Source organism: Achromobacter sp. CF-sbj1-Ac2-l (assembly GCF_052698165.1).
The window spans coordinates 2,174,157-2,191,866 of record NZ_CP199855.1 but is presented as its reverse complement, the minus strand read 5'-3'; the positions used below and the strand labels follow the sequence as shown (position 1 = coordinate 2,191,866).

Below are 17,710 nucleotides of genomic sequence, written 5' to 3'. Positions count from 1 at the left end.
ACAGGCCCTGGCATGCTCCCACGATAGCCAAACCGTGGCATGATAAAAAGCACCACGATTCCTGAATTTAATAGAGCCATGACCGACCAAGCCGCCCTGCTCTCCAGTCCGCTGGCGCGCGGGCCGGGCGCCCCGCCGCGTCAACGCCAGCTGATCCAGCGGCTCAAGCAGGCCATCCTGGCGGGGCAGCTGCCCGCTGGCGGCAAGCTGCCAGCCTCGCGCGTGCTGGCCGACGAGCTGGACATCTCGCGCAACACGGTGCTGATCGCCTACGAACAGTTGACCGCCGAAGGCTACGTCATCGCCGACCGCCAGGGCACCCGCGTGGCGCCGTTGTCGGCCGCCGCCGCCAGCGCCGCCCGGCAGGCCGTGCGACAAGCCGCCGCGCAAGCGGCCGGACAGTCGGGCGCAGCCGACGCGCCGGCCTTGCGCACCGCCACGCGGCTGTCGCGCATCGTCTCGACGCGCGCCCCCAACGACGGCTCGCTGCCGCTCACGCCCGGCACGCCGGCGCTGACCCAGTTTCCCATCAATGCCTGGCGCCGGGCCCAGGACCGGGCGCTGCAGGCCGCTCCCGCCGCCACGCTGGGCTACGGCCCGCCGGTGGGCGAACCGGCGCTGCGCGAAGCCATCGCCCAGTATCTGCGGGTGTCGCGCGGGGTTCACTGCGACGCCTCGCGCATCGTCATCACGGAAGGCGCGCAGGGCGCGCTGGCGCTGTGCGTGCAACTGCTGACCAATCCCGGCGACACCGCCTGGCTGGAGGAACCCGGCTACCGGGGCGCCAAGTCGGCCTTCCACGCGGGCGACCTGAACGTGGTGGCGATACGGGTCGACGCCGACGGCGTCGCCATCACCGACGAAGACTGGCGCACCCGGCCGCCGCGCCTGATCCAGACCACGCCGACGCACCAATACCCCACCGGCGCCGTGCTGTCGCTGGCGCGCCGCCTCGACCTGCTGGAGCGGGCGCGCCGCGCCGGCGCCTGGATCATCGAGGACGACTACGACAGCGAATTCCGCCACCAGGGCGAGCCGATCGCCGCCATGCAGGGCCTGCTGCCGGACGCGCCGGTGCTGTACGTGGGGACCTTCAGCAAGACCATGTTCCCCGCGCTGCGGCTCGGCTTCCTGGTGCTGCCGCAGTCCATCGCCGGGCCGGCGATGCCGTCGATCACGGAAATGCTGCGCGGCGGGCACCGGCTGGAACAGCTGACCATGGCCGCCTTCATCGACAATGGCCAATTCTCGCGCCACCTGGGCCGCATGCGGCGGCTGTACCGCGACCGCCAGGCCGCCCTGCGCGACGCGCTGGCGCGGCACCTGGGCATCGATCACGAGGTGCTGGGCGGCCACAGCGGCCTGCATCTGACGGTGCGGCTGCCGCCGGACGTGCCCGATCGCGCCATCGTCGAACAGGCGCGCCGGCTGGGCATGAACCCCAACGCGCTATCGACCTTCGCCATCAACCCGCAACCGCAGGACAACGGCCTGGTGATCGGCTACGGCAACACCAGCGCCGACCGCTTCCCGGCGCTGGTCCGGCAACTGGGCAAGCTGGCCGCGACGCTGCGGACCTGAATCGCGGCCGGCGGCATTGCGGATTCGCCCCCCGGCCGGCGGCACGCATCGTGCCCCGGTCCGTCGACCGGGCGCGGCCAGGCGTGGCGCCGCGGCGCCCCGCATCAGCGCCGCGAATCGAGCGCCATGCGCACGGCCAGGCCGGCCAGCACCGTGCCCATCAGCCAGCGCTGGATCACCATCCACAGCGGCCGGCCGGCCAGGAAACCGGCAATGGACCCGGCCATGATGGCGATGACCGCGTTGACCGACAGGCTGATGGCCACCTGCGTCAGCCCCAGCGCGATCGACTGGGTGAACACGCTGCCATGGTCGGGCTGGATGAATTGCGGCAGCAGCGACACGTACAGCACGGCGATCTTGGGATTGAGCAGGTTGGTCACCAGCCCCATGGTGAACAGCGTGCGCGGGCTGCTGGCCGGCAGCTCGCGCACCTGGAACGGCGAGCGGCCGCCCGGACGCACCGCCTGCCAGGCCAGGTACAGCAGGTATAGCGCGCCGCCGAAGCGCAGCGCGTCGTAGGCATAGGGCACCGACATCAGCAGCACGGTCAGGCCGAAGGCCGCGCACAGCACGTAGAAGATGAAACCCACCGCCACCCCGGACAGCGAAATCAGGCCGGCCTTGGGGCCCTGCGAAATCGAGCGCGACACCAGGTAGATCATGTTGGGCCCGGGCGTGAGCACCATGCCCAGGGCGACCAGGGCGAACGTCAGGAGATTGGCGATGTCAGGCATGATGCGCCGGCGCGGGCCGGTCGGTAGTGGCAGGATGATGCATCACATTATCTGAAATCTGTATCGGAACAGCGGGGTTTTTCGTGGCCGCGGCGCGCGTGTTGCGCGCCCGCCGCAGGCCTGGCCGCGCCGGCGGCGACGGCCGGGTTCAACGACCACGCCGCCGGGATACAACAACTGCGCCACTTTTAAATGTGCCCGGATGGGAGCGGCGGCTGGACCGGGATACAGTGGTCGGATCGCCCCGCCCGCAGGACGCGCGGGCGGCGCCGTTGAATGTCGACTCGATCCAGGGAGGATCCGCCCATGCCGCCACGATCATCGTCTTCGTCCGCCGCCCGCGCCGGCGCCATCCGCGTCGGCATCGGCGGCTGGACCTACGCGCCGTGGCGCGGCCCCTTTTACCCGGAAGGCCTGCCGCACGCGCGCGAGCTTGAATACGCCAGCCGGCAGCTCACCGCCATCGAGATCAACGGCACCTATTACAGCAGCCAGAAGCCGGCCACCTTCGCCAAATGGCGCGACGAGACGCCCGACGATTTCGTGTTCTCGCTCAAGGCGTCGCGCTACGCCACCAACCGGCGCGAACTGGCCGGCGCCGGCGAATCCGTGCACCGCTTCGTGCACGGCGGCATCGCCGAACTGGGTCCCAAACTGGGGCCGATCGTGTGGCAGTTCGCGCCCACCAAGGCGTTCGACGCCGGGGACTTCGGCGCCTTCCTGGCGCTGCTGCCGGACCAGGTCGACGGCCTGCCGCTGCGCCACGTGATGGACGTGCGTCACGCCAGTTTCGCCTGCCAGGCCTACCTGGACCTGGCGCGGCGCCACGGCGTGGCCACGGTCTACACCGACAGCGAGGACTTCCCGTCGCTGGCCGATCGCAGCGCCGATTTCGTCTATGCCCGGCTGATGCGGGCCAGCACCGTCTTCAAGGCCGGCTATGCGCCCAAGGTGCTCGATGCGTGGGCCGACCGGCTACGCACCTGGGCGCGCGGCGGCGACCCGGCCGATCTGCCGCGGGTGGACCCGCGCAAGCCCGCTGGGGCGACGCACCCGCGCGATGTGTTCGCGTTTTTCATCAATGGCGCCAAGGAACGCGCGCCGGCGGCGGCGCGCGCCATGATCGAACGCCTGTAGCCGACGCGCCGCGCCGGCCTGGCCTTTGGCGGCAAGGCCGGCCCCGGGAGACGGCCGGCAACCGCCTCAATCGGCGACCGGCGTGCGCAGCGTCACGAACTCTTCGGCGGCGGTCGGGTGGATGCCGATGGTGTCGTCGAACACGCGCTTGGTGGCGCCGGCCTTGAGCGCGATGGCGATGCCCTGCACGATCTCGCCGGCCTCGGGGCCGACCATGTGCACGCCCAGCACCTTGTCGGTGTCGGCGTCCACGATCAGCTTCATCAGGGTCTTTTCCTGCGATTCGGTCAGCGTCAGCTTCATGGGGCGGAAGCGGCTTTCGAACAGTTTGATCTTGTGGCCGGCGGCGCGCGCCTCTTCGGTCGTCATGCCGACGGTGCCGATGTTGGGCAGGCTGAACACGGCGGTCGGGATCAGCTTGTAGTCGACCTTGCGGTATTCCTCGGGACGGAACAGGCGGCGCGCCACCGCCATGCCCTCGGCCAGCGCCACCGGCGTCAGCGGCACGCGGCCGATGACGTCGCCAATGGCCAGGATCGACGGTTCGCTGGTGCGGTATTCGTCGTCCACCGCGACAAAACCCTTGCCGTCAAGCTTGACGCCGGTGTTCTCCAGGCCCAGGTTGTCCAGCATCGGCCGGCGGCCGGTGGCGTAGAACACGCAATCGGTCTCGACCACGCTGCCATCCTTGAGGGTGGCGGCCAGGGTGCCGTCGGCGCGCTTGTCGATGCGCGCCACGTCGGCGTCGAACTTCAGGTCGATGCCCTTCTTGACCAGTTCATCGCGCAGGTGCTCGCGCACCGCCTGGTCGAAACCGCGCAGGAACAGCGGGCCGCGGTAGACCTGGGTGGTCTGCGCGCCCATGCCGTTGAAGATGGAGGCGAATTCGACCGCGATGTAGCCGCCGCCCACCACCAGCACGCGGCGCGGCAGCGCCTTCAGGAAGAAGGCCTCGTTCGAGGTGATGGCGTGTTCCTTGCCGGGGATGTCCGGCACCTGCGGCCAGCCGCCGGTGGCCACCAGGATATGCGCGGCGGTGTAGGACTTGCCGTCCACCTCGACCGTGTGCGGATCCTTGATGCGCGCGTGGGCTTCCAGCAGCGTCACGCCGCTATTGACCAGCAAGTTGCGGTAAATGCCGTTAAGACGCTCGATCTCGCGGTTCTTGTTGGCGATCAGCGTGGGCCAGTCGAAGCGGGGTTCGTCCACGCTCCAGCCGAAGCCGTGGGCCTGCTCGAAGTCTTCGCTGTAGTGCGCGCCGTAGACCAGCAGCTTCTTGGGCACGCAGCCCACGTTGACGCAGGTGCCGCCCAGGTAGCGGCTTTCGGCCACCGCCACGCGCGCGCCGAAGCCGGCCGCGAAGCGGGCCGCGCGCACGCCGCCGGAGCCCGCGCCGATCACAAACAGGTCGAAATCGAATGCCATGGTGTTTCCTTCGCCGTCCCGCTGCCGGGACGCGTTCACTGTCGGGAGAAGCGCTATTTTGCACCAGTGCGCCGGCGACCGCCGGCTTGCCCCCACGGCCAACCGGCGGTCAACGGCCGGTGGGGCAGCGCCGGAAGCGGGCCCACGTTGCGCAGACGCGCCCGCTCGGGCGGCCGCAATCCTCCCTGGCGCGCGCCACCTTGGGCTACAGTAATCGCCCGGGGCGCGGTCGCCGCCCCTCCCTCTCCCTGGAGTCGTCCCGATGTCGCTTGAAACCTGGCTGGCCTTCCTCGGCGCATCCGCCCTGCTGCTGATGCTGCCCGGCCCCACCATCCTGACCGTCATCAGCTATTCCCTGACCCATGGCAAGCGCGCCCGCCTGCCGTTGGTGCTGGCGGTGGCGCTGGGCGACTCCACCGCCCTGGCGCTGTCGCTGCTGGGCCTGGGCGCGCTGCTGTCGGCGTCGGCCTTCTGGTTCACCGTGGTCAAGACCGTGGGCGGCCTTTACCTGCTGTACCTGGGCTTCAAGCTGCTGCGCGCCGGCGTTTCGCCCGCCACGCTGCCGCAGGCCGGCGCGGCCGGATCGCGCTGGAAGCTGTTCGCCAACACCTACCTGGTGACGGCGCTGAACCCCAAGGGCATCATCTTCTTCGTGGCCTTCCTGCCGCAGTTCATCGACCCGGCCGGCGACGTCACGCGCCAGCTATGGATGCTGTCGGCCACCTTCGTGACCTGCGCCGGCATCAACGCCACCGCCTACGCGCTGTTCGCCGGCTCGGCGCGCCGTCTGCTGGCATCGCCGCGCGCGCAGCGCGGCTTCAACCTGGGCGGCGGCGCGCTGTTGTCGGCCGCCGGGGTCTGGGCATTGCTGGCGCGTCGCGCCTGACACCTGCTTCAAGGCAAGGCCGCCGACGCCGCTTCCGGATCCAGGCCGTAACGCCGGATCGCCTCGGCCGCCCGCTCGGCCGGCAATGCGCCCTCGTCCGACAGCGCCTTGAGCGTGGCCAGCACGATATGGTGCCGGTCCACCTCGAAGAATGCCCGCAGCGCCTGGCGCGTGTCCGAGCGGCCGAAGCCGTCGGTGCCCAGCGTCACATAACGGCGCCCCACGAAAGGCCGGATCTGCTCGGCCACCGTCTTCATGTAGTCGGTGGCCGCGATCACCGGCCCCCGCGTATCGGCCAGGCTCGTCTCGACAAAGCCCTGGCGCGCCGCGTCCAGCGGATGCAGGCGATTCCAGCGCTCGGTCTCCTGGCCGTCGCGGCGCAGCTCGGAATAGCTGGTGACGCTCCAGACGTCGGCCGCCACGCCGAAGTCCTGTTGCAGCAGGTCTGCGGCGGCCAGGGTCTCGCCCAGGATGGCGCCGCTGCCCAGCAGTTGCGCGCGGACCTCGCCCGGCGCGCCCTCGCGCAGGCGGTACATGCCCTTGAGGATGCCGGCCTCGGCGCCTTCCGGCATCGGCGGATGGGCGGTCTTCTCGTTGATCAGCGTCAGGTAGTAGAAGACGTCCTCTTCCTCCTGGTACATGCGGCGCATGCCGTCCTGCACGATCACGGCGATCTCGTAGGCATAGGCCGGGTCGTAGGCGATGCACGACGGGATCACCGAGGCCAGCACGTGGCTGTGGCCGTCGTCATGCTGCAGGCCCTCGCCTTCCAGCGTGGTCCGGCCCGAGGTCGCGCCCAGCAGGAAGCCGCGCGCGCGGATGTCGCCGGCCGCCCAGGCCAGGTCGCCAACGCGCTGGAAGCCGAACATCGAATAGAAAATGTAGAACGGAATCGTCGCCACGCCGTGGGTGCTGTAGGCGGTGGCGGCGGCGATCCACGAGGCCATGGCGCCCGACTCGTTGATGCCTTCCTGCAGGATCTGGCCGCGCCGGTCCTCGCGGTAGACGCTGAGCTGGTCGGCGTCCTGCGGCGTGTACAGTTGGCCCACGTGCGAATAGATGCCGACCTGGCGGAACATGCCGTCCATGCCGAAGGTGCGCGATTCATCCGGCACGATGGGCACCACGCGCGCGCCGATCTGCGGGTCCTTGAGCAGTTGCGCCAAGATGCGCACGAACGCCATGGTGGTGGAGAATTCGCGGCCGTCGCTGCCCTTCAGGTGCGTGGCAAAGGCTTCCAGGCCCGGCGTGGCCTGCGGGCCGGGGCCGGCCGGACGCAGCGGCAGGTGGCCGCCGGCGCGGCGGACGGCGGCTTCCAGGTAGGCCTGTTCGGGGCTGCCGGATTCCGGCTTGATGTAAGGGATCTCCTCCAGGCGCTCGTCCGGCACCGGCAGGTCGAAGCGGTCGCGGTAGGCGCGCACCGCCGGGTCGGCCATCTTCTTCTGCTGGTGGTTGGTGTTGGCGGCCTCGCCGGCCGCGCCCATGCCGTAGCCCTTGACCGTCTTGGCCAGGATCACCGTGGGCTGGCCGCGATGCGCCAGCGCCGCGGCGTAGGCGGCGTGCATCTTGACCGGATCGTGGCCGCCGCGATTGAGCGCGCCGATCTCCTCGTCGCTCAGGTGCGCCACGCGTTCCAGCAGCACCGGGTCGGCGCCGAAGAAGTGTTCGCGCACATAGGCGCCGCCGCGCGCCTTGAAGACCTGGTATTCGCCGTCCACGCATTCCATCATGCGGCGCCGCAGGCGGCCGTCGTGGTCCTGCGCCAGCAGCGCGTCCCAGCCGCCGCCCCAGATCACCTTGATGACGTTCCAGCCGGCGCCGCGATAGACGCTTTCCAGCTCCTGGATGATCTTGGCGTTGCCGCGCACCGGACCGTCCAGGCGCTGCAGGTTGCAGTTGACCACGAAGATCAGGTTGTCGAGTTTTTCGCGGCCGGCCATGGCGACGGCCGCCAGCGTCTCGGGCTGGTCCTGCTCGCCGTCGCCCAGGAAGCCCCACACGCGCCGGTCCTGCGCCGCGATCAGGCCGCGGTCTTCCAGGTAACGCATGTAGCGCGCCTGGTAGGCCGCCATCAGCGGGCCCAGGCCCATCGACACGGTCGGGAACTGCCAGAAGCCGGGCATGGTGCGCGGGTGCGGATACGACGCCAGCCCGCCGCCGATCTCGCGGCGGAAGCGGTCCAGCTCGGCCTCGGACAGGCGCCCTTCCAGATAGGCGCGGGCGTAGATGCCGGGCGCCGAATGGCCCTGGATGTAAAGCATGTCGCCCAGGTAGTCCGGCGTGGCGGCGCGGAAGAAATGGCGGTAGCCGGTTTCGTACAGCGTGGTGGCCGAGGCGTAGGTGGCGATGTGCCCGCCCACGCCCGAATGCTTGCCGGCGCGCAGCACCATGGCCATGGCGTTCCAGCGCAGGTAGGCATCCAGCCGCGCCTCGATGCGGGTGTCGCCGGGGAACGGCGCCTGGGCCGGCAGGCCGATGGTGTTGACGTAGGGCGTGACGCCGGCCGCGGCATAGCCGCCGCTGCGGGCGCGGTCCTGCTCGATCAGGCGGTCCAGCAGGTAGTGCGTGCGCGGCAGGCCTTCGTGCGCCAGCACCGCCTGCATCGCGTCCAGCCACTCGCTGGTTTCTTCGGGGTCGATGTCGACGCAGTCGATCTCGGGTTCCATGGGCATCCTCCTTGTGGTGCGCAAGCGGCGCCTGGACACGGAAAGGCCGGCGCCATCATTTCACATCGTGAATTGCATTTGCATAATGTGCAATTGCAATCGTAGGGAGGTTTTCGAACAATTGCAAGTGCAACTATTAAGGAAAATGGCGGCTCGCGCGCGGCATGAATGCGCGTGACGGACCCCCGCCGCGCGCCACGGCCGCAGGGCCTCTACAATCCCGGACAACGAAATCCCTGGAAAAGGAAGCGACCGCATGGCCACGGGCAAGCCCGACGCGTGGAGCCTCTTTCTCACCGCGCATGCGCTGGTGGTGGAAGAGATCGAAAAACGACTGTCCGCCGCCGGCCTGCCGCCGCTGGCGTGGTACGACGCGCTGTGGGCGCTGGAACGCGCGCCCGACGGCACCGCGCGCATGTTCGAGATGGCCGAGCGCATGGTCATCGCGCGCTACAACCTGACGCGCCTGATGGACCGCATCGAGGCCGCCGGGCTGGTCGAGCGCTTCCGTTCCGACGAGGACCGCCGCGCCACCTATGCCCGCATCACGCCGGAAGGCCTGGCGCTGCGCCGCAGGATGTGGAAGGTGTATGGCCCGGCCATCGACGAACTGTTCCTGTCGCAACTGCCGCCGGCGCAGCAGGACGCCATGGCCGAGCAGTTCCGCCAGATCGCCCGCCATGTGCGGGCCTTGTCCAGAACCCCGGCTTGACCTGACCGCCACGGAGTCCACATGCCCGTCCGTCCGCCCCTGCACATCGGCATCGTCGCCTGCTCGGCCGAGGGCGCCGCGCTCTGCTACCGCACGATCTGCGCCGAAGGCGCGCAGCGCCTGGGGCCGCACGCGCACCCCGAGGTGTCGCTGCACAGCCTGTCGCTGGCGGACTACGTGGCCTGCCTGGAGCGCAATGACCTGGCCGGCGTCGGCGCGCTGATGCTGACCTCCGCCGATCGGCTGGCGCGCGCCGGCGCGGATTTTCTGATCTGCCCCGACAACACCATCCACCAGGCCCTGGGCCACGTGCTGCCGCAATCGCCGCTACCGTGGCTGCACATCGCCGAGGAAGTCGCCGCCCAGGCCGCCGCGCGCGGGCTGCGCCGCATCGGCATCCTGGGGACGCGCTGGCTGGTCGACAGTCCGGTCTACCCCGACAAACTGCAGGCGCGCGGCCTGGACTACGTGCGTCCCGCGCCGGCCGACCGCGATCTGCTGGCGCGCGTCATCATGGACGAACTGGTCTACGGCGTCTTCAAGCCCGAATCGGTCGCCTTGCTGCAAGGCGTGGTGGCGCGGCTGCGCGATGCCGGCTGCGACGCGGTGGCGCTGGGCTGCACCGAACTGCCGCTGGTGCTGAACGACGCCAACTGCGCCTTGCCGACGCTGGACTCGACCCGCATCCTGGCGCGCGCCGCCCTGGACCGCGCGCTGGCCTGACGCCTGAACTGGCGTCCCGCCCCCTGGGCCCCGCCCGCGGTCAGAGCTGGTCCAGCCCGTACTGGCGCAGGCGATCCAGGTCCAGCACCTTGATCTGGTTGTACGACAGCGCCAGCACCCCTTGGTCCGCCAGCGTCTGCAGCGCCTGGTTGACGCGCTGGCGCGACAGGCCGGTCAGGTAGCCCAGTTCTTCCTGTGAAATCGCCAGCGTCAGGTCGGTGGACGGATAAAGTTGTGGATTGAACAATTGCGCCAGCGACTGCGCCACGCGCGCATCGGCGTCCAGCAGTCGATGGTTCTGGATCGAGGCGATGAACTCGCCCATGCGGTCATTCAACTGGCCGATGACGAAATGCGAGAACGGCAGGCTGGCCGCCAGCAGCGCATGGAAGGTGGCGGCCGGCACCAGCAGCACCAGCGACGGCTGGATCGCCACCACGTCGTACTTGCGCAGCTCGCGCTTGATGACGCTGCCCTCGCCGAACCAGCCGCCCGGCGGCACCCCCGAGAACGTGCAACTGCGTCCCGACTCGTTGTAGATCGCCAGCTTCAGCAGGCCGCTGTGCACCCCCAGCCAGTAATCCGACGGCGCATTGCGGCGCGCGATCCAGGCGCCGCTGGCCACGTGTTCGGCGCGCGCCGTGGCCAGCACCAGGTCCTGGTGCGGCGCGTCCAGCGCGGCGAACCAGGCGCAGCCGCGCAGCAGTCCGGCCAGCTCGGTCTGGGAAACAATGTTTGAAACATCGGACATGGAAAGAACCGTGTAAAACTGCGGGTTGGGCGCCTGGAAAAAGGTCTGTCATGCAGGCGACAGACACCATTTTCCGGCGGCCGATAAGCTAGGGGGCACCAACCTTCACAGGAGCCTCGCACAGGCAGGTAATCGGCCGCCAGGCCAGGCGTGGTCGCCGCCGCGTGGCTTTGCCACGCAAGGTGAGCGCAACGACGCCTGGCGGCCGATTACCTGCCTGCCCGTAGGGTGAGCGCCAAAATGAGCGCCTCTCTACGTTGCGAATGCTCGCCGTGGTCCCGCCACGACTGCGCTTCGCGCCTTGATAGTCGCTCATTTTGGCACTCATGCGAGGCTCCTGTGAAGGTTGGTGCCCCCTGGCAAGCAGCGGGATTCCGGCTACAGATCAATACCGGCGATCCAGATCAAGTTTCCCGCATAAAAGCATATCCGGGCGCCCCCGCGCCCCACAGGAGACAAGCATGCGCAGCCTGTTCGACCACGGCCTGGCACGCCGTGACGCCAACTACGAGCCCCTCACCCCGGTCGACTTCATCGCCCGCGCCGCGCAGGTCTATGGCAACCGCCTGGCCGTGGTGCACGGCGCCGTGCGCCGCACCTGGGCCCAGACCTACGAACGCGCGCAACGCCTGGCCGGCGCGCTGGCCGCCGCCGGCGTCCAGCGCGGCGACACGGTGGCGGTGATGCTGCCGAACATCCCCGCCATGGTCGAGGCGCACTTCGGCGTGCCGATGCTGGGCGCGGTGCTCAACACCCTCAACACCCGCCTGGATACGCCCAGCGTCCTGTTCATGCTGGGCCACGGCGAGGCCCGCGCGCTGATCGTCGACACCGAATACGCCGAGCTGGCGCAGCGCGCCCGCGCCGAATTCCCGCACCTGAAAGTGATTTCGGTGCACGACCTGGACGGCGCCCCGGCCGCCCTGCCAGGCGCCACCGACTACGAGGCCTTCCTGGCCGCCGCCCCCGCGACCTTCGACTGGCGCCCGCCGGCCGACGAATGGGACGCGATCGCGCTGAACTACACCTCCGGCACCACCGGCGATCCCAAGGGCGTGGTCTACCACTACCGCGGCGCCTACCTGAACGCCGTCAGCAACATCCTCGAATGGGACATGCCCAAGCATCCGGTCTACCTGTGGACGCTGCCGCTGTTCCACTGCAACGGCTGGTGCTTCGCCTGGACCGTGGCGGCGCGCGCCGGCGTCAACGTCTGCCTGCGCAAGTTCGATCCCAAGACCGTGTTCGACCTGATCCGCGCCGAGGGCGTGACCCACTACTGCGGCGCGCCCATCGTGCAAAGCGCGCTGGCCAACGCGCCGGCCGAGCTGCGCGCCGGCATCCGCCACACCGTGCGCACCATGGTGGCCGGCGCCGCGCCCGCGCCGGCGGTGATCGCCAAGATGAAGGAAATCGGCTTCGAGCTGACCCACGTCTACGGCCTGACCGAGGTCTACGGCCCGGCCGCCGTGTGCGCCCCGCAGGAAGCCTGGAACGACCTGGAGGACGAACAGCGCGCGCTGCTGACCGCGCGCCAGGGCGTGCGCTACCACCTGCAGGCCGGCGTCTCGGTGCGCAACCCCGACACCATGGAGGAAGTGCCGGCCGACGAGCAGACCGTGGGCGAGATCATGTTCCGCGGCAACATCTGCATGAAGGGCTACCTGAAGAACGAACGCGCCACTGACGAGGCCTTCGGCGGCGGCTGGTTCCACACCGGCGACCTGGGCGTGATGACGCCCGACGGCTACATCCGCATCAAGGACCGCAGCAAGGACATCATCATCTCGGGCGGCGAGAACATCTCCAGCATCGAGGTCGAGGACGCCCTCTATCGCCATCCGGCCGTGGCCGCCGTGGCGGTGGTGGCCATGCCCGACCCGAAATGGGGCGAAACGCCCTGCGCCTTCGTCGAGCTCAAGCCCGGCCACAGCGCCACCGCCGAAGAGATCATCGCGCACTGCAAGCTGCTGCTGCCCGGCTTCAAGGTGCCGCGCGCGGTGCGCTTTGGCGAACTGCCCAAGACCTCGACCGGCAAGATCCAGAAATTCGAACTGCGCGCCGCGGTGGGTTCCACCCGCGCCATCGACGCCACCTGATTCCCTTCCTACCCGGAGCTCCGACGCCATGACGTACCAAGCCCCCGTGAAAGACATGCTGTTCGTGCTGAACCACCTGGCCGGCCTGCCGCAGGTGGCGGCGCTGCCGCAATATGCCGAAGCCACGCCCGACACCGCCCAGGCCGTGCTGGAGGAAGCCGCCACCTTCGCCGGCGACGTGCTGGCGCCGCTGAACCACCCCGCCGACCGCGAGCCCAGCGCCTGGCGCGACGGCGCGGTCACCACCTCGCCCGGCTTCAAGCAGGCCTTCCGCCAATATGCCGAAGCCGGCTGGCAGGGCATGACGCACCCGGTCGAATACGGCGGCCAGGGCCTGCCCGGCCTGCTGGGCGCGCCCTGCTCCGAAATGCTCAACGCCGCCAACCTGTCGTTCGCCCTGTGTCCGCTCTTGACCAACGGCGCGGTCGAGGCGCTGCTGACGGCCGGCTCGCCCGAACTGCGCGAGCGCTTCATCGGCCCGATGCTGTCGGGCCGGTGGACCGGCACCATGAACCTGACCGAGCCGCAGGCCGGCTCCGACCTGGCGCTGCTGCGCACCCGCGCGCAGCCGGTCGGCGACGGCACCTACCGCATTTCCGGCACCAAGATCTTCATCACCTACGGCGAGCACGACCTGGCCGAGAACATCGTCCACCTGGTGCTGGCGCGCCTGCCCGATGCGCCCGAGGGCGTCAAGGGCATCTCGCTGTTCCTGGTGCCCAAGTTCCTGGTCAACGACGACGGCTCGCTGGGCGCGCGCAATGACGTCGCCTGCGTGTCGATCGAGCACAAGCTGGGCATCAAGGCCAGCCCCACCGCCACCCTGCAGTTCGGCGACGCGGGCGGCGCCATCGGCTACCTGGTGGGCCAGGAAAACCGCGGCCTGGACGCCATGTTCATCATGATGAACGCGGCCCGCTTCGCCGTCGGCGTGCAGGGCATCGCGGTGGCCGACCGCGCCTACCAGCACGCGCTGGCCTACGCCGCCGAACGCGTGCAGAGCCGCCCGGTGGACGGCTCCTCGCGCGAGGCCGTGCCGATCATTCAGCACCCGGACGTGCGCCGCATGCTGGGCACCATGCGCGCCCTGACCGAGGCCGGCCGCGCGCTGGCCTACTACACCGCCGGCCACGCCGACCTGGCGCACGCCAGTGCCGACCCGGCCGCCCGCGCCCGCCACCTGGCGGTGCAGGAATTCCTGGTGCCGATCGTCAAGGGCTGGTGCACCGAGGCGTCCATCGACGTCGCCAGCCTGGGCGTGCAGGTGCACGGCGGCATGGGCTTCATCGAGGAGACCGGCGCCGCGCAGTATTACCGCGACGCCCGCATCCTGACCATCTACGAAGGCACCACCGCGATCCAGGCCAACGACCTGGTCGGCCGCAAGACGCTGCGCGACGGCGGCGCGGTGGCGCAGGCCCTGATCGAAGAGATCCGCAAGACAGAAGAAGCGCTGCAAGCGCGCAGCGAACCGGCCGCCCGGCTGGTGCTGACGCCGCTGCGCCAGGGCCGCCTGGCGCTGGCCAACACGGTGGACTTTGTGGTGGCCAATGCCGCCGCGCATCCCAATGCCGTGTTCGGCTCGGCCGTGCCCTACCTGCTGCTGGCCGGCACCGTGCTGGCGGGCTGGCAGATGGCGCGCGCGCTCTTGGCGTCGCTGGACCACCAGGCCGAAGACCCGGCCTTTCACCAGGCCAAGATCGCCACGGCCCAGACCTACGCACTGCACAAGCTGACCCAGGCTCCCGGCCTGGCGGCGGTGGTGGCGGGATCGAACGAGTACGCCGTGCAGCCATGAGCGTGGTCGACGCCGGATCGCGCATCGACGCGCTGGTGGCGCTGGGCGCGTCGGCGCCGCTGGTCCGGCTGGCCAGCGGCGACTGCGTGCATCCGTTGCTGCGCGGCGCGTGCCTGGGTCCGCCGTTCCACTCCTATCACGGCGCCCGCGCGCCGCAAGGGGCGCCGCTGGCGCCGCTGTGGGACGATGGCGACCAGGTCTACGCCCTGCGAGGCACGGCGACCGGCCGCGAGTTCATCCGGTTCAGTATCGAAGACCCGCAATCCGTCGACGTGCTGGCCCTGACGGAACAGGGATTCTGGGCGCACCGCTTCGACTTTCTCTATGAAACCGATGCGCCGCTGGACGACTTGCGGGCCGCCGCCGGCGCGGTGCAATTCCGCCACGTCGAGGCCTACCTGGCCGCGCGCGAGGCATTCGAAGACCCGCCGGGCCACGTCCCGACGCATCGGGATTGGCTGACGCGGACAATCGCCAGCATCGACCGGCGCGCGCGGTTAAACATATAACCAAAAAGAATAAATAAAAGAAATAAACATATCTAAAATTATTAAGCGGACATCGGAAATCCTGCCCGCAGGCAAGACGCCAGCCGTACCAAGGCGTAGTTCAGGACCCTTCCCCATGCTTCGCAAGCTGCTTTCCGCCGCGCTCATCGCCACCGCTTTCGCCGTTGCTCCCGCCCACGCCGCGCCGCCCGCGCTGGAAATCGGCTACCTGCCGATCCTGCCCGACGCGCAATTGTTCGTGGCGCTGGAGGAAGGCACCTTGCAGGCCAAGGGCGCGCCCGCGCCCAAGCTGGTGCAGTTCCAGAGCGGCCCCGCGCTGACGCAGGCGCTGCTGGCCGGCCAGTTGGACGTGGCTTACGTGGGCATCGGCCCGGCGCTGGTGGCCAGCGCCAAGGGCGCCGGCATCAAGGTGGTGGCCTCCAACATCGTCGAGCAGGTCAACGTGGTCGCGCTGGGCGCACTGGCGCCGTATTTCGCCTCGGGCGATCCGGCCACCGCGTTCGCCCGCTTTGCCAAGGACAAGGGCAGAAAGCCCGTCATCGCCAGCTACCCCAAGGGCGCCGTGCCCGAGGCCGCGCTGCAATACTGGCTGCGCAACCGCCTCAAGGCCGCCCCGGCCAGCCTGGAACTGATCTACCAGGGCGAGGCGCAGATCCAGCAGTCGCTGCTGACCGGCGCCATCGACGGCGCCGCCATCCTCGAACCCACCGTCACCACCGTGCTGACCCGCGCGCCCGATTCGCGCGTGGTGGCGCGCGGCTCGCAACTATTCCCGAACCAGCCCGGCGCCGTGCTGCTGGTGCGCGACAAGCTGATCGCCGAGCACCCCGAGGCCGTGCAGCAACTGGTCGACGCCCAGCTCGCCGCCACCGCCCTGCTCAAGAACGATCCGGCCCGCGCCGCGGGCCACGTGCAGAAATACGTCGGCGGCGGCCGCCTGGATCGTGCGCTGGTCGAAAAGGCCATCCGCAATTCGCATGACCAGTTCGTGGCCGATCCGCACGCCATCGTCGACGCCACCGCCGAGCTGCAGACCTTCCAGGCCAGCCTGGGCACGGTCGAGGCCGCCAAGGTCGACGTCAAGCAGTTGTTCGACACCCACTTCTACGACAAGGCCGGGAAGCCATGAGCCAGACCGCCCCCGCCCTGGCCGCGCCCGCGCCGCAGGCCCGCAAGGGCGCGCCGCCGGGGTTCGCCGCCGTGCGCCGCGCGGCTTACGGCATCGGCGGACTGGCCCTCTTCATCGCCATCTGGAAGGCCGCGCTGATCTGGCAATGGGCGCCCGCGGGCACCCTGCCCGATCCCTTCGCGCTGCCCGCCACGCTGGTCCAGGAATGGCAGTCGGGCCGGCTGCTACCGGCCATCGGCTCCAGCCTGGTGCATTACTTCTGGGGCCTGGCCGCGGGCACCGCGCTGGGCTTCGGCGTGGGCCTGGCGGCCGCGACGCTGCCGCGCTTCGACCTGGCGCAAGCCTACCTGGCGCGCATCCTGCGGCCGATCCCGCCGCTGGCCTGGGTGGTATTCGCCATCGCCTGGTTCAAGGTCAGCCATGCCGGCGCCGCCTTCGTCATCGCCATCGGCGTGTTCTGGGTCAACTACTTCGCCACTTACAGCGCGGTGCGCAACGTCGATCCGCGCTATTACGAACTGGCGCGCGCCTTCGGCCACGGCGGCTACCTGGCGCGCGCGCTGGGCGTGACGCTGCCGGCCATCGCGCCCGGCGCGCTGTCGGGCGTGCGCACCGGCATCGGCCAGGCCTGGATGACGCTGATCGCCGCCGAACTGCTGGGCGTGCCCGGCATGGGCCAGGAAATGAATGCCGCCGCCGGCGTCGGCGCCTACGACGCGGTGGTGGTCTACATGCTGATCATCTCGCTGGTCTACACGCTGTGCGACCTGGCGTTCTCGATGGTCGAAAGCAAGGTGCTGCAATGGCGTCCGTGATCGAATTCTCGAAACTCTCATACCAACATCCGGGCGCCGACGCGCCCGTGATCCAGGGCCTGTCGCTGGCGATCGAGGCGGGCAGTTTCGTGGCCGTGGTGGGCGGCTCGGGCGTGGGCAAATCCACGCTGCTGCGCGCGGCGGCCGGCCTGGCCGACCCCGCCAGCGGCGAAGTGCGCTTCCAGGCGCCCGCGCGCCCCGGGCGACGCAGCCGCGCCGTGGTGTTCCAGGACAGCCGCCTGATGCCGTGGCGCACGGTCGGCGGCAACGTCGGCTATGGCCTGGAAGGATTGGGGCTGGACCGCCAGGAACGCCAACAGCGCATCGATGCCGCGCTGCAACTGACCGGCCTGGGCGACTACGGCCGCCGCTGGCCGCACCAGTTGTCCGGCGGCCAGGCGCAACGCGTCGGCATCGCCCGCGCCTTGGCCGTCAAGCCCGACCTGCTGCTGATGGACGAACCCTTCAGCGCGGTCGACGCCATCACCCGCCGCAACCTGCAGCAGGAGCTGATCCGCGTGTGGCAGGCCTCCGGCGCGGCGGTGCTGTTCGTCACCCACGACATCGAGGAAGCGGTGTTCCTGGCCGACAAGGTGGTGGTGCTGGGCGGCCGCCCGGCCAACATCGCGGGCCACTACGACATCGACCTGCCGCGGCCGCGCGACCGCGCCGATCCGGCGTTCGCGCGGCAGGTGGCGGCCATCGCCCACACGCTCGAACATCACTGAGCGGACCGCGCCGG

At 69.8% G+C, this 17,710-nt stretch carries 15 protein-coding genes; 11 read left to right on the top strand and 4 right to left on the bottom strand.

Annotation, left to right across the window (positions count from 1 at the left end; translation table 11 throughout):
* Positions 1-39: 39 nt before the first annotated feature.
* Positions 40-1,581 (top strand): MocR-like pyridoxine biosynthesis transcription factor PdxR, encoded by a 1,542-nt coding sequence (gene pdxR, locus ACUDCK_RS10055; protein ID WP_172802750.1) that lies wholly within the window; start codon positions 40-42, stop codon positions 1,579-1,581.
* A 104-nt stretch (positions 1,582-1,685) separates the two neighbouring features.
* On the opposite strand, the gene ACUDCK_RS10050 is transcribed toward pdxR, so the two are convergent.
* On the bottom strand, positions 1,686-2,318 hold the full coding sequence (locus tag ACUDCK_RS10050; protein WP_054503790.1) for a LysE family translocator: 633 nt from the start codon (positions 2,316-2,318) through the stop codon (positions 1,686-1,688).
* A gap of 306 nt (positions 2,319-2,624) precedes the next feature.
* Between ACUDCK_RS10050 and ACUDCK_RS10045 the strand changes: the two genes are divergently transcribed.
* Positions 2,625-3,455, top strand: coding sequence for a DUF72 domain-containing protein (locus tag ACUDCK_RS10045; RefSeq protein WP_175167701.1), 831 nt, complete (start codon positions 2,625-2,627; stop codon positions 3,453-3,455).
* A 66-nt stretch (positions 3,456-3,521) separates the two neighbouring features.
* Here ACUDCK_RS10045 and gorA read toward each other — a convergent pair whose 3' ends face one another.
* Entirely contained in the window at positions 3,522-4,880 is a 1,359-nt protein-coding gene (gorA, locus tag ACUDCK_RS10040; protein ID WP_064526332.1) for a glutathione-disulfide reductase, read from the bottom strand.
* Positions 4,881-5,142: 262 nt separating this feature from the next.
* Here gorA and ACUDCK_RS10035 point away from each other — a divergent pair, with 262 nt between their 5' ends.
* Positions 5,143-5,766 carry a LysE family translocator gene (locus tag ACUDCK_RS10035; protein ID WP_049074834.1) on the top strand — a complete coding sequence of 208 codons (624 nt, stop codon included), beginning with the start codon at positions 5,143-5,145 and terminating at the stop codon, positions 5,764-5,766.
* Between the two features lie 8 nt (positions 5,767-5,774).
* Here ACUDCK_RS10035 and aceE read toward each other — a convergent pair whose 3' ends face one another.
* A complete protein-coding gene (gene aceE / locus ACUDCK_RS10030) occupies positions 5,775-8,432 on the bottom strand; it encodes a pyruvate dehydrogenase (acetyl-transferring), homodimeric type (RefSeq protein ID WP_175167700.1) in 2,658 nt (885 codons plus the stop codon).
* Between the two features lie 256 nt (positions 8,433-8,688).
* On the opposite strand from aceE, the gene ACUDCK_RS10025 reads away from it, so the two are divergent.
* Positions 8,689-9,144 carry a MarR family winged helix-turn-helix transcriptional regulator gene (locus tag ACUDCK_RS10025; RefSeq protein ID WP_054503794.1) on the top strand — a complete coding sequence of 152 codons (456 nt, stop codon included), beginning with the start codon at positions 8,689-8,691 and terminating at the stop codon, positions 9,142-9,144.
* A 21-nt stretch (positions 9,145-9,165) separates the two neighbouring features.
* Positions 9,166-9,867: an aspartate/glutamate racemase family protein gene (locus tag ACUDCK_RS10020; protein WP_175167699.1), complete on the top strand. Its 702-nt coding sequence runs from the start codon at positions 9,166-9,168 to the stop codon at positions 9,865-9,867.
* Between the two features lie 40 nt (positions 9,868-9,907).
* Here ACUDCK_RS10020 and ACUDCK_RS10015 read toward each other — a convergent pair whose 3' ends face one another.
* Complete coding sequence (locus ACUDCK_RS10015) at positions 9,908-10,618, bottom strand: Crp/Fnr family transcriptional regulator (RefSeq protein WP_049074844.1); 711 nt, start codon at positions 10,616-10,618, stop codon at positions 9,908-9,910.
* A 461-nt stretch (positions 10,619-11,079) separates the two neighbouring features.
* On the opposite strand from ACUDCK_RS10015, the gene ACUDCK_RS10010 reads away from it, so the two are divergent.
* From ACUDCK_RS10010 to ACUDCK_RS09985, 6 genes are all read left to right on the top strand, one after another.
* Positions 11,080-12,717, top strand: coding sequence for an acyl-CoA synthetase (locus ACUDCK_RS10010; RefSeq protein WP_175167698.1), 1,638 nt, complete (start codon positions 11,080-11,082; stop codon positions 12,715-12,717).
* Between the two features lie 28 nt (positions 12,718-12,745).
* On the top strand, positions 12,746-14,515 hold the full coding sequence (locus ACUDCK_RS10005; protein ID WP_054503798.1) for an acyl-CoA dehydrogenase: 1,770 nt from the start codon (positions 12,746-12,748) through the stop codon (positions 14,513-14,515).
* A complete protein-coding gene (locus tag ACUDCK_RS10000; RefSeq protein WP_054503799.1) occupies positions 14,512-15,024 on the top strand; it encodes a hypothetical protein in 513 nt (170 codons plus the stop codon). Before ACUDCK_RS10005 ends, ACUDCK_RS10000 begins: the two co-directional genes overlap by 4 nt.
* 115 nt (positions 15,025-15,139) lie before the next feature.
* Positions 15,140-16,153, top strand: coding sequence for an ABC transporter substrate-binding protein (locus tag ACUDCK_RS09995; RefSeq protein ID WP_175167697.1), 1,014 nt, complete (start codon positions 15,140-15,142; stop codon positions 16,151-16,153).
* Positions 16,150-16,968, top strand: coding sequence for an ABC transporter permease (locus tag ACUDCK_RS09990; protein ID WP_231891719.1), 819 nt, complete (start codon positions 16,150-16,152; stop codon positions 16,966-16,968). The genes ACUDCK_RS09995 and ACUDCK_RS09990 overlap by 4 nt, the downstream gene beginning before the upstream one ends.
* Positions 16,956-17,696, top strand: coding sequence for an ABC transporter ATP-binding protein (locus ACUDCK_RS09985; RefSeq protein WP_054416132.1), 741 nt, complete (start codon positions 16,956-16,958; stop codon positions 17,694-17,696). Before ACUDCK_RS09990 ends, ACUDCK_RS09985 begins: the two co-directional genes overlap by 13 nt.
* The last annotated feature ends 14 nt before the right edge of the window (positions 17,697-17,710 follow it).